10 protein-coding genes are annotated in these 13,198 nt (G+C 41.7%); 9 read left to right on the forward strand and 1 reads right to left on the reverse strand.

The features are described from left to right. Window positions 1-24 precede the first annotated feature (24 nt). The 9 genes from SFC47_RS06105 (at window position 25) to SFC47_RS06145 (ending at window position 10,058) form a co-directional block, all read left to right on the forward strand. Window positions 25-1,020 (forward strand): catechol 2,3-dioxygenase, encoded by a 996-nt coding sequence (locus SFC47_RS06105; RefSeq protein WP_411253347.1) that lies wholly within the window; start codon window positions 25-27, stop codon window positions 1,018-1,020. Between the two features lie 33 nt (window positions 1,021-1,053). After that, window positions 1,054-1,965, forward strand: a complete 912-nt coding sequence (locus tag SFC47_RS06110) for an acetaldehyde dehydrogenase (acetylating) (protein WP_411253348.1) — start codon at window positions 1,054-1,056, stop codon at window positions 1,963-1,965. After that, on the forward strand, window positions 1,962-2,975 hold the full coding sequence (dmpG, locus tag SFC47_RS06115) for a 4-hydroxy-2-oxovalerate aldolase (protein WP_411253349.1): 1,014 nt from the start codon (window positions 1,962-1,964) through the stop codon (window positions 2,973-2,975). Before SFC47_RS06110 ends, dmpG begins: the two co-directional genes overlap by 4 nt. Window positions 2,976-2,999: 24 nt before the next feature. Next, the gene (locus SFC47_RS06120) at window positions 3,000-3,779 is read left to right on the forward strand and encodes a 2-keto-4-pentenoate hydratase (protein ID WP_411253350.1); all 780 of its coding nucleotides are present in this window, start codon (window positions 3,000-3,002) and stop codon (window positions 3,777-3,779) included. Window positions 3,780-3,852: 73 nt separating this feature from the next. Continuing rightward, entirely contained in the window at window positions 3,853-4,644 is a 792-nt protein-coding gene (locus SFC47_RS06125; protein WP_411253351.1) for a 2-keto-4-pentenoate hydratase, read from the forward strand. 25 nt (window positions 4,645-4,669) lie between these two features. Next, a complete protein-coding gene (locus SFC47_RS06130; RefSeq protein ID WP_411253352.1) occupies window positions 4,670-4,870 on the forward strand; it encodes a 2-hydroxymuconate tautomerase in 201 nt (66 codons plus the stop codon). Beyond that, a complete protein-coding gene (locus SFC47_RS06135) occupies window positions 4,867-6,339 on the forward strand; it encodes an aldehyde dehydrogenase (RefSeq protein ID WP_411253353.1) in 1,473 nt (490 codons plus the stop codon). Before SFC47_RS06130 ends, SFC47_RS06135 begins: the two co-directional genes overlap by 4 nt. 61 nt (window positions 6,340-6,400) lie before the next feature. Beyond that, a complete protein-coding gene (locus tag SFC47_RS06140; protein ID WP_411253354.1) occupies window positions 6,401-8,722 on the forward strand; it encodes an arylsulfatase in 2,322 nt (773 codons plus the stop codon). Window positions 8,723-8,801: 79 nt separating this feature from the next. After that, complete coding sequence (locus tag SFC47_RS06145) at window positions 8,802-10,058, forward strand: anaerobic sulfatase maturase (RefSeq protein ID WP_411253355.1); 1,257 nt, start codon at window positions 8,802-8,804, stop codon at window positions 10,056-10,058. Window positions 10,059-10,124: 66 nt separating this feature from the next. On the opposite strand, the gene SFC47_RS06150 is transcribed toward SFC47_RS06145, so the two are convergent. Continuing rightward, window positions 10,125-13,157, reverse strand: a complete 3,033-nt coding sequence (locus SFC47_RS06150; RefSeq protein WP_411253356.1) for an efflux RND transporter permease subunit — start codon at window positions 13,155-13,157, stop codon at window positions 10,125-10,127. Between the last annotated feature and the right edge of the window lie 41 nt (window positions 13,158-13,198).

Genomic DNA, 13,198 nt, shown 5'->3' on the forward strand with positions numbered 1-13,198 from the left:
AAGAATTATTTAGGAGGAACGGACATGACTATTTTTAAAGAACCGATTTTTGATGTTGCTCAACTTGCACACGTGGAGATTTTTTCTCCCAAACTGGAACAATCCGTTGAATTTTTTACTAGATTTCTAGGAATGGAGGTAACGGCTCGTTCTTGTGGTTCCGTGTACCTTCGTGCTTATGAAGATTTTTACCATAATACATTGAAAATCACGGAATCAACACAAGCAGGAGTTGGTCATGTTGCCTGGCGTGCAACTTCCCCGCAAGCACTTGAGCGCCGTGTAGAGGAAATTGAAAAGACGGGTTTAGGGAAAGGCTGGATTGATGGAGATATAGGTCATGGAAAAGCTTATCAATTTAAGACTCCAGATGGCCATTTAATGGAAATCCTTTGGGACGTAGAATATTACAATGTCTCAGAGGAGCAGCGCTCAAAACTATTAAACCGGCCATCCAAACGGCCAGAACGAGGTGTCCCGGTCCGCCGCTTAGATCATATTAATCTTATGACTTCCAATCCTGGTGCTGATACGAACTTTTTAATTGACCATCTTGGCTTCCGTTTAAGAGAACAAATTCAAGATAACGGGCATGTTCTTGGAAGCTGGATCAGCGTTTCCAATCTTGTTCATGAAATTGCGTATATGCAAGAGCCTAACGGTGTAAAAGGAAAGCTTCATCATCTGTGCTATTGGTACGGCATTCCGCAAAACCTTTATGATGTGGCTGATCTCCTTAAAGATCATGATTATAAAATTGAAGTTCCACCAAATAAACATGGAGTTTCCCAAGCATTCTGTATGTATGTAATTGAACCAGGAGGCAACCGCATCGAATTATTTGGAGATGCAGGCTATATCATCAGTGATCCAGCTTGGAAACCAGTGATTTGGGAAATGAAGGATGTTCCGGGCAACGGCGATACTTGGATTGGAACTGAATTCCCAGTATCCTGGTGGACGCAAGGAACACCACTTACATCTAATGAAGCTGTTGAAAAGGAAGTTGTAAAACCATAATTCATTGATTACTAGAAAGCGGGGTGCATGGTCTTGACGAAAATAAAAGCAGCAATCTTAGGTTCTGGCAATATTGGAACAGACTTGATGTATAAAATTTTGAAAAATGATGGAAACATGGAGTTAGCTTTAGTGTCTGGGATAGACCCAAATTCTGAAGGACTAGCGAGAGCGAAGGAAAAGGGAATTGCCATAAGTCATTATGGAATCCAGGCTATTCTAGAAGACCCAGAGATTAAAATTGTGTTTGATGCAACCAGTGCGAAAGCTCATAAGTTGAATGCTTCTGCCTTACGAGAACTAGGGAAATTGGCCATTGATATGACTCCAGCAGCAGTTGGACCGTTTGTTGTGCCAACCGTTAATTTGCATGATCATCTTGAAGCAATGAACGTTAATCTGATTTCATGTGGAGGACAGGCGACGACACCACTTGTTAACGCCGTTAATCGTGTGGTACCTGTTCATTATGCAGAAGTCATCGCGACAGCAGCCAGTCTATCGATAGGACCGGGAACTAGACAAAATGTTGATGAGTTTGTCCGCACAACGGCAAATGCAGTTCAACAAATTGGCGGAGCGAAGATTGCGAGGGCCATTCCTGTATTTAATCCAGCAGAACCGCCAATTAATATGACGAATTCCGTCTATGCAGTGATAAAAGAGGAATTCGATGAGGCAGCGGTTATTGAATCGGTACAATCGATTGCTGCTGAGATTTCAAGCTACGTACCAGGCTATCGATTAAAAGGTACCCCATTTATTGATTATCGTGAAACACCATGGGGCCGTTTGCCAACAGTGGTTATCATGAATGAAGTAATAGGAGCGGGAGATTTCTTCCCTACCTATGCAGGGAACTTAGATATCATGACCGCCTCAGCGTACAAAGTCGGCGATGTCTATGCAAAACATTATCTTTCTGCTAAGGAGGTAACACGATGAAGATTCCTAGACTGACAGATACTACACTACGAGATGGCGATCATGCCGTTAGCCATAGTTACACGCCTGAACAAGTCCGTGCCATCGTAAAAGATTTAGATGAAGCCGGTGTACCGGTAATTGAAGTGAGCCATGGTTCGGGTCTAAACGGCTCGACGATTCAGCAAGGGTTTTCTACTCATAATGAATATGACTTGATTAAAGCGGCAGTTGAAACAGCGAAACGAGCCAAAATTGCTTCTTTATTTGTTCCGGGAATTGGGACAAGCAAGGAGTTAAGAGAAGCGGCAGAACTTGGCATTTCTGTTATCCGGATTGCGGTTCATTGTACGGAAGCAGATGTTACCGAGCAGTACTTCCGATTAGCGAAAGAATTAGGACTAGAAACGGTTGGTTTCCTCATGATGTCTCATACTCAGCCTGCAAGTGTGCTTCGTGAGCAGGCGAAGTTAATGGAATCCTATGGTGCCGACTGTGTTTATGTTGTAGATTCTGCAGGTGCGCTAGTTCAAAGCGGCGTTCGTGAAAGAGTGTCCGCTTTAAAAGAAGCCTTGTCTATTCAAGTCGGTTTTCACGCTCATAATAACCTTGGATTGGCAATTGGTAACACTATAACAGCTTTAGAAGCGGGTGCAGACCAAATTGATGGAACATTAAGAGGATTAGGAGCGGGAGCTGGGAATGCACCAACAGAAGTTCTCGTTGCGGTCCTCAATAAAATGAATATTGAAACCGAAATCAGTTTAGCAATATTAATGGATTCGGCAGAGGAAAAGATTGCGCCGCTTATGCAATCTCCAATCGTAATTGATCGCGGTAACTTATCAAGTGGCTATGCCGGGGTTTACAACAGCTTTTTATTACATGTAAAACATGCCGCAGAAAAGTTTGGTGTTGGTGTTTCCGAAATCATGGAAGAGCTGGGGAAAAGACAGGCTGTTGCTGGCCAAGAAGACTGGATTATAGATGTTGCGGTTGAACTGGCGGAGAAAAAAGGGTTAACAGTATAGCCCAAAGGATTGGAGGGATCAGGTGTGTCAATCATTCAAGAAGCTGCCTCACGTCTTTTGGCAGCAGAGGAAACAAAGCAGGTTATCGAGCCATTAACGGTTTCTTATCCAGGAATTACTGTTGATGAAGCATACCATACACAGTTAGAGATTATCCGTAGAAAAGTTGCAAATGGAGCGATCATCGTTGGGAAAAAAATCGGCGCCACAAGTAAAGCTATTCAAAACATGTTTGGTGTCAATCAGCCTGATTACGGACATTTATTAGCAGATATGATGGTTGTTGAAGGCGAAGAAATTTCACTAGAACACTATATTCAACCGAAAGTAGAATTTGAGATTGCCTTTGTTTTAAAAAAGGATTTAAAAGGACCAAATGTTTCTATCCTTGATGTCATCGAAGCTACAGATTATATTGTTCCGGCCATTGAAGTAATTGACAGCCGGATTGACGATTGGAAAATCAAGTTTGAAGACACTGTTGCAGACAATGGTTCTTCTGCTTGTGCAATTATTGGAGGGAAACCGACAAAGCTGGATGGCTTAGATCTCACACATATCGGTATGGTCGCTTATCGTAACGGGCAAATGATAGATTCAGGAGCAGGGGCAGCTGTCCTTGGCAATCCACTTCGTTCGGTTGCATGGCTGGCGAATTCGCTAGGGAAGTATGATGTATCGTTAAAAGCAGGGGAAATCATTCTTTCAGGTGCGTTAACGAGTGCGGTTGAAATAAAGGAAAATGACACTTTTACCGCAGAATTCGCTCATATAGGTTCAGTCACGGTGTCTTTTAAAAAATAACGAATGTCTTGGTTGGTGCGGGAGGTGATCCCACACTGATTGATGGGATATCAAAAAGAAACTAGGTGAGAACATGATTAAGACAGATATAATCGATCAAATTGCTTTTGAACTCTTAAAGGCAGAAAAACAAAAAACAGCTGTAAGTAAGTTTGTTGACGCCTATCCTGAATTGGATGAAGCGTTAGCCTATCAAATACAAGAACGCTTAATCGAAATGAAATCAAAAGACGAGAGCACAAAAAGAATCGGCTGGAAACTCGGGTTAACAAGTAAAGCCAAACAAGAAATGATGGGAGTTCATGAGCCTTCTTACGGTGTCTTACTTGAAAGCATGCAGCTGTTTGAAGGGGAAAAAATTTCACTTGCACCTTTCATCCACGCTAAGCTGGAGCCAGAAATTGCATTTATTTTTAACAGAGAATTGAAGGGGCCGCATGTAACCGTCGGAGATGTACTTCATGCAACTCAGTATATTGCACCAGCTGTTGAAATCATTGACAGCCGTTTTCATGGGTTCAGCTTTACCTTAGCTGATGCGGTTGCTGATAATTCATCTTCTTCCCGCTTTTTAATCGGAGAAAGATTCTATTCACCGAAAGACTTTGATTTGAAATTAATGGGAATGGTGTTTAGACAAAATGGAGAAGTTGTTGCGACAGGTGCGGGTGCGGCGGTAATGGGGCATCCTGCGAGAGCAATTGCTTGGTTAGCCAATCGGTTGTATAAAGTCGGTCAGAGTATTCAACCAGGAGAAGTTGTATTAAGCGGCTCCTTATCCGCGGCAATAAAGATTGAACCAGGTGACCATTTCAGTGCTGGCTTTGATGGTCTTGGTTCTGTTGAGGCAGTATTCACAGAATAAATCTTGTGTGAAAGGAGAGGTACTTATGCCATTTATTCAGGTAAATATTCTTAAAGGGCGATCACCTGAAAAGAAGGAACTGTTGATTCGCGAAGTAACAAATGTCGTTTCGGAAGTACTGGAAGCTCCTGTTCAAAGTATCCGCATCATGATTAACGAATTAGAACCGGAACATTGGGGCATCGCTGGAGAATCAGTTAAAAAGAGAAATGAGGTCTCAAAATGACAAACGTTCAGACCGGAGTTAGAGAAGTAGGTCTTTATATAAACGGGGAATACGTGAAAGCAAGCGATGGTGCTACTTTTGAAGTGAAAAATCCTGCGACACAGGAGATCATTGCGAAGGTCAGTGAAGCATCGCAGGAAGATGTGGATCGAGCTTGCCGTGTAGCACGGGATGCTTTTGAAAATGGACCGTGGAGAACGATGACAGTCGCCGAACGTTGTGCGAAGCTTCGTCGGATGGCTGAAATCATTCTAGAGCGAAGAGAGGAAATTGCCCGCTTAGATGCAACCGATGTAGGAAAACCCTATCATTCTACGGTCCACCATGAAGTTCCACGTGCTGCTAACAATATCAAATTCTTTGCTGACTTCATGGAGCAGCAAGGCGGAGAAGTGTATCCAATGGGCGAAGAGTATTTAAACTATACCCGCTACGAACCTGTTGGGGTTGCTGCACTGATTACTCCTTGGAATGTTCCTTTCATGTTGACTACCTGGAAACTGGGTCCTTGTCTTGCAGCAGGAAACACAGCTGTTATTAAACCTGCTGAAATGACCCCGCTTTCTGTTTCACTTCTAGGAGAGATTGCGAAAGAAGCTGGAATTCCAGATGGCGTGGTCAATGTGGTTCATGGCTTAGGAGGAGTGGTTGGAACGGCTTTGACCACCCACCCCGAAGTTGATCTCGTTTCCTTTACAGGCTCAACGGCCACGGGGAAGCGAATCATGAAAAGCGGTGCTGACACGTTAAAGAAGGTTTCTTTTGAATTAGGCGGAAAAGCTGCAAATATTGTGTTCGAAGATGCCAACCTTGATAAAGCGATTCCTGTATCAATTCATGCAGCGTTCATGAATTCTGGTCAAGTCTGTCTTGCAGGGTCAAGAATCTTGGTACAACGCACGATTTTAAATGAGTTTCTTGAAAAATTTAAGAAAGCCGCAACGGAACTAAAGGTTGGCGACCCGCAAAATTTCGAAACTAAAATGGGACCAGTGGTGAGTGCAGAGCATTATAAGAAGGTAACCAGTTATCTTGAGATTGCCAAAGAAGAAAATGCTACGTTAATTTATGGAGGGAAACGCCCGGATTTACCGGAGTATCTCCAAGATGGCTACTATTTAGAGCCAACCGTTTATCTCCAGGAAAATTCAAAGTCTCGTATTTGCCAAGAGGAAATTTTTGGCCCAATCGTGACAATCATCCCATTTGATACCGAAGAAGAAGCCCTTCGCATTGCCAATGATACAGAATATGGATTGAATGGTGTAGTTTGGACAGAAAATCTAAAGCGGGCTCACCGGATTTCCCATTCCGTCCGTGCCGGTACGATCTGGGTAAATTGCTGGTTTGTTCGTGATCTCAGAGCTCCGTTCGGCGGCTTTAAAAAGAGCGGTGTCGGTCGTGAAGGCGGCCATCACAGCATGGAGTTTTTCACAGAAGCGAAAAATATTTGTATCGCGTTAAATTAAATTTAGATCTCTTTATAAATAAAAAAAGATAGTTGGAGTTATGGGGAGGGAGTATGGTTTTATGATGGATGGTTTCAAGTCAAAATTTCCACATCTCTTTAAAGCAACACTTTTTGGATCTGCTTTATCGATGATGGCTGGCTGCTCGGCGAACTTTGCCGGAGAAAAAGTGGTAAAGGCAGATTCGAATTCAGATAAATCTGCCAATAATAAGAAGCATGTGAAGGAAGAGGCACAAGGGGAAAATCCAAATGTCATCTACATTGTTTTGGATGACTCGGGATATTCAGATTTAGGTGCTTACGGTTCTGAAATTAAGACTCCGAACATTGACCGATTAGCTGAAAATGGACTTCGGTACAATAACTTTCATGTGACACCAGTTTGTTCGCCAACCAGGGCTTCGCTGTTAACTGGAAGAAATAGTCATGCTGTCGGAATGGGGCATGTTTCTAACTTTGACTTTGGTCCAAGTTTTCCAAATCGAAGAGGTGAATTAGTCCCTGAAGCGGGAACCGTTGCAGAAGTACTCTCTGAAAATAATTTTACGAACTACGCACTTGGGAAGTGGCATATTCTACCGACTGCAGAAGTTACGCCAGCGGGGCCGTATCATAATTGGCCTTTGGGAAAGGGGTTCCAACGCTATTTTGGGAATCTTGAAGATTCCTCGGACCAATACCGTCCAGAGTTAGTAGAGGATAATACCCATATTGAAACACCTATCAATGAAGACTTTCATTATTCAAAAGCGATAGTCGAAAAGGGCAATCAGTATATTATCGACCATGTATCTACTCAACCAGATAAGCCATTTTTTATGTATCTAGGTTTTGGGGCACAACATATGCCGCACCAGGTGCCACAAGAATACATAGACCAGTACGATGGGGTTTATGATGCAGGCTGGGAAGAAATACGGAAAGAACGCTTTGAAAAACAAAAGGAAATCGGTCTTATTCCTAAGGATGCTGAAATAGCTCCGCCAAATCCAGGTGTCCAACCTTGGGAAGAACTATCTGAGGAACAGAAGGAAGTCTATACGCGTTTCATGGAAACCTATGCTGGGTTTTTAACGCATACGGATGAACAAGTTGGAAAAATGGTGGATGTTCTAGAGAAAACTGGGGAACTAGACGATACGATGATTGTGTTAATATCAGATAACGGTGCCAGCTCAATTGGCGGTTCAAATGGTGCTACCAACCAAGCGATTGCCTACAATGCGATGCAGGAGGATTTCGAGACGGTGCAAGGTAATCTCGATGAAATCGGAGGGGAATCAACGAATGCAGATTATCCTGCAGGATGGGCTCAAGTGAGCAATACTCCATTTAAAATGGTGAAAAGTACAACCTATGCAGGTGGGATCAGGACACCGATGATTGTACATTGGCCTGCAGGGATCGAGGATGAAGAGAAAGGAAAAGTAAGATCTCAGTTTACTCATGTCAGTGATATTACGCCAACGGTTTATGATGTCCTTGGAATCAAGTCTCCTAAAACCATAAAAGGAGTCGACCAAATGCCGGTCACTGGGACAAGCTTTGCTTATACTTTCAAAGACGGCAATGCCAAATCTAAAAAGAAGACACAGTATTTTGAAATTACCGGAAATCGAACAATCTATCATGAGGGCTGGAAAGCCATTGCCTTCCATAAAAAAGGTCAGCCGTTTGAAGATGATGTCTGGGAGCTCTACCATGTGGATGAGGATTTCTCGGAATTGAACAATCTTGCAGACAAAGAACCAAAACGATTAGAAAAGCTAATAAAAATATGGGAGAAGGAAGCAAAGGCAAATAAAGTCCTGCCGCTTACCGAACATTTTCTAAATTCATTAGCCAATCTGCCGGCAGATTCACCGCGAGCAAGAAAAACATTCACGTTATATCCAGAAATGACACACTTAAGTGAATCGGCAGCACCTTTCACAATCAATCGTTCATACGAAATTACGATCCCATTTGAATATAAGCAAGGGGACCAAGGAGTTCTGTTAGCCCTTGGTAATGATAAGAGTGGATATACGTTCTATGTGAAGGACAATCATTTAATCTATGAACATAATTCTGGATTTGCCCGTTATAAAATGGTTTCTAGTAAAGAGCTAAGTGAAGGAAAGATGACACTGCGTTTCCAATTTGATAAAACAGCTGCGAATGAGGGAACCGGCACCCTGTATGTTAATGAAGAAAATGTTGGGCAGATACAAATAAAAATGCTGCCTTTCAAAGTATCCTTTGAAGGCTTAGACATTGGTGAAGACTTGCTGTACCCAGTTAGCCCAGAGTATAAAAACCAAGGGGCATTCCCTTATACAGGAAAAATCCAGAAAGCGGTTTATACATTTGAAGAAGCAGCTGTTGTAACAATTCCATAATTTATAAAGGATAATAAGGTACAAAGGCAGTGTCTTTGTACCTTATCCATTAGGGGTAAGATGAAACGGGGGAGACAAAATGAATCTATTAAAACTACGAGAAGATAATTTTCATATAATTGCAAAACCAAGTGGCCCGCTTTGTAATTTGGATTGCCATTATTGCTTTTATACAGAGAAGGAAGCCCTGTTTCCAGGACAACCTAGCTATAAGATGTCTGATACGACATTAGAAAATTTTGTCCAAAATTACATAAAATCACAAAAAGCCCCGGAAATACCTTTTGTTTGGCAAGGGGGAGAACCGACCTTAATGGGGCTTGATTTTTTTAAAAAAGTTGTTCAGTTCCAGAAAAAGTATGGTGGTAACAAAAAAATAACTAATTCCTTACAAACAAATGGTACGCTGCTAAATGATGAATGGTGTAAATTTCTAGCAGAAAATGACTTTCTTGTTGGTTTGAGCATCGATGGCCCTCCAGAGATTCATGATTATTACAGAGTGAATCGTGGGGGAAAACCGACTTCAGAACAAGTGCTGCGTGGTCTATCACTCTTGCAAACTTACAACGTAAGTTACAATGTTCTCACCTGTGTGACAAAAGAATCTGCACCACGGGCACTCGAAATCTATCGATATTTTAAAGAGTTAGGCGTTCAATATATGCAATTTATCCCTATCGTGGAACGATTGCCTGATACAAAAGCGTTGAAATTAGGGCTCCGGCATGCAACGCCGCCGTCATTAACTCAAGTTGAGGCACAGAAGGCAGTTTCTCCGTGGACGGTTGGCTCTCTGCAATATGGGGATTTTCTAATTGAGGTATTTGATGAATGGGTGACCAATGATGTTGGGAAAGTTCACGTAATGAATTTTGAATGGGCACTTGCTTCTTGGCTGGGTCTTCCTTCACCTATTTGTTTATTTTCAGGAACATGCGGAAATGCAGGAATGATCGAACACACAGGAGACGTATACTCATGTGATCATTTTATGTACCCAGAATATAAACTAGGAAATATCTCCGAAGATTCGTTAAAGAAAATGATGAGTTCACCACAGCAAAAGGACTTTGGAAACGTGAAAAGAGATTCCTTGCCAAAGCAATGTCAAAGCTGTGAAGTACGTTTTGCATGCCATGGAGAATGTCCGAAACACCGTTTCCTTCTCACAGAGGAAGGAGAGCCTGGTTTAAATTATTTATGTGCAGGCTACAAAAAATATTTCTCTCATATCCACCGCTACATGAAAGTCATTGTTCAACTACTCGAACATAATCTGCCAGCTTCTGACATCATGCAGGTAATCAAAGGGCCATTGATCGTGAAAAATTAATATTTGTAAAACCAAAACCCTGCAAGAATCATTCATTGTTGCAGGGTTTCGGCTTTTTATTGAAGATTATATTTGAATAGATTGATCAGCAGATTTTGACAATCTCTGTTTCTTTGACTTTTTAAAATACAATAATTCATATACGCATGGGATGACAATTAACGTCAAGAGTGTTGCGAGTGCCAGCCCGCCAATTACGACTACCGCTAAGCTTTGTGAAACCAAGCTTCCTGTCTGAGATTCTTTGAACAAGAGCGGTATCATTGCACATATGGTTGCGACTGCTGTCATCATGATCGGTCTCATTCTAGTAGCAGCCGCTTCAATAATTGCTTCACGAATACTCATATTCTCCTCGTTTTGTCTAACACGGTCAATTAGAACAATTGCATTTGTTACGACAATTCCAATAAGCATTAGTGCGCCAAGCAGGGCGGTAATATCGACTGAAATCCGGCTGATTAAGATTCCTAAAATCGCTCCGATAGCAGCAAGCGGAAGGGAGGTTAAGATCGCAATCGGTGCTTTAATTGACTTAAATGTGATTACCATTATCAAGAACACAATGCCGATGGAAACCAGCATCGTTAAGAACAGATCGGTGAAATCCTCCATTTGCTGGGCACTTGCTCCACCAATCAAAATTTCAACATCTTTAGGAATCTCGATTCCTTTATTTCCCTTTTGATCACCAAGCACTTCTAGGTTAATCTTTGTTGAAATCTCAGAGAGCTTGGCAGGGTCGACGGTTGCTATGACGCGGAGGTAGGTTTCTCCATCTTTATGGAATTGGCTGGTTGAGGATTCATCCACCTTTAATGTTGCAACTTCCGAAACAGGTACCATTCCACTTTGTGTCATGATCGAAATATTTTTCAAATCGTTTTCTGTTTTGATGTTTAGCAGTGGTTCGAGTACAACGGTCGTTTCCTTTTCATTAACCATGATCGATCCAAATGGCGTCTGATTTAACATGACACCAAGCTGCTGGGCAATCTCCTGTGTATTTCCTTTTGCAGGGTCCACAACTAGAGAGTAGACGGTTTTCTTTTCATCTTGATTGGTTGTTACTTTTTCAACACCGTCAATTTCCGAAACTTTTGCTTTAATATTGTTTGCTGTTGTTTCTAGTTGATTGATATCCTCACCAATCACATCAATGGTAATAGAGGTGCCAGCTCCACCCATCATAAACGAAGCTGTAGCGACTTCTAATACAGCATCCTTATAGTCGTCCTTTTTTGTTTCAATTTCTTTCAGAACCTTATCGGTATCGTCTTTATCCTTTAACATGATACTGATAACGGCTTCGGTTGGAGAGCCAATTTGGCCAAATTGAGCGGAATCAGCTGAAGAACCTACTTGGTTAAAAATATAGTCAACCTCATCCATTTCAGATATTGTATTTTCAAGCTGTATTGCCTTTTCCTTTACCTTTTCAAATGGTGTTTCATTTGGATATTTCAAGGTAGCTGTAATAAAATCTGCTGAAGAATGATCAACCGCACCCTTCGGTATAGCGAAGTACGTACCGATTGAACCGACAAACAGCAGGAAGCTAACCGTAAATACAACCCATTTATGATTCAATGACCATTTGACCATTTTCGGAAAACGTACTGCTGGTTTATGTTCTGGAAGTTTAGTGTTTTTCAACAAACCAGCACTCATTAGAGGTACCAATGTTAATGCAACCAAAAGGGAAGCAAGCAGGGAATAGGTAACTGTTAAGGCAAAGGGTAAAAGGAATTCCTGAAGGCCGCCGTTTAGTAAACTCATTGGCAGGAATACCGCAACCGTTGTTAACGTAGATGCGGTAATTGCTACTCCGACTTGTTTTGTTGCATCAATCACCATTTGAACCGAGAATTTCTCTGTTTGCATTTTGCGGTAAATATTTTCAATGACCACGATACTGTCGTCCACAAGCCGCCCAACGGCAACCGCAACACCGCCTAGTGTTAAAATGTTTAATGTTACGCCGGAACGTGACAGTAGGAACAAAGTAAAACAAAGCGATAGCGGAATGGATACAATCGTAATAAACGTTGTTCGGATATTACGTAAAAAGATCATGATCACAATCGTAGCAAATAAAGCACCCAGAAGAACTTCTTTCATCATCGTTTGAACCGATGTTTCAACCATATCCGCTGAGGCCACATAGATGGTAGACTCTTGGGAAGCGAATTTTTTGTTAATTTCTTTTGTTACTTTTTCAATTTCTTTACTGATGGTTACGGCGTTTGAATGACTGTCCTTTGTAATACTGATACTTAAAGCTTCTTTTCCGTCGAAGCGGTTAAGAAAATTGGATTGTTTTGTTTCCTCTATAGAGGAGATATCCTCAAGCGTAACATTCGCTGCGACTGGCAGTTTTTTTAGTTTTTCGAGACTTGATAAGTCGCCAATCACTTTAATATTACTTGTTTTTCCGTCAATATTCTTTTCGCCAATGGCAAGAGCGGTGTTTTGACCTTGAAGAATTCCCAGTATACTTTGGAGAGAGATTTGATTTTGTGCTAACTTTTGATTGTCAATCTTTACAGAGATAACAGGGTCAACCAGTCCATAGGTTTGAACTTGGGCAACACCGTCAATATCTTTGTACATGGGTTCAATCTTTTCTTTTACTAAATCCAGGTTTTCGGTGGTGAGGCCATCTTTAAAGGTTACAGCGATGTTGGAGATCGGAATCATAGAGGTATTTAGCTGCGAAATGATTGGCTTTGATATGTATGCTGGAAGTGCCACATGGGTTAATGCCTCTTGTACATCTAATTTTGCCTGTTTCATGTCAGAACCAGCTTCAAAGAATAAATCGACCTTTGAAAAGCCGTCTCCTGTTGAGCTGTAAACCGAATTCTTCCCCTTAATTCCGGTAACAGCCCGCTCTATGGGAGTAGTAACATCATTTTCCATTGTTTTGGAATCGGTACCCTGACCCATTGTAATAATGGTGATTTGCGGATTGTCTGCTGATGGCAGGAACTCCATCGGTAACCTAAAATAGCTGATAACTCCAATGATTAATACTAAAATCGTGATCAAAGAGACAGCGGCTTTGTTCTGAAAAGCCCATTTTGTGAAAACTGACATAGGTAATTCACCCCTTCGTTATAGATAAAAAGTCCCAGTAT

Source organism: Neobacillus niacini (genome assembly GCF_046591715.1).
In the GTDB taxonomy this organism is placed as follows: Bacteria; Bacillota; Bacilli; order Bacillales; family Cytobacillaceae; genus Neobacillus; species Neobacillus niacini_L.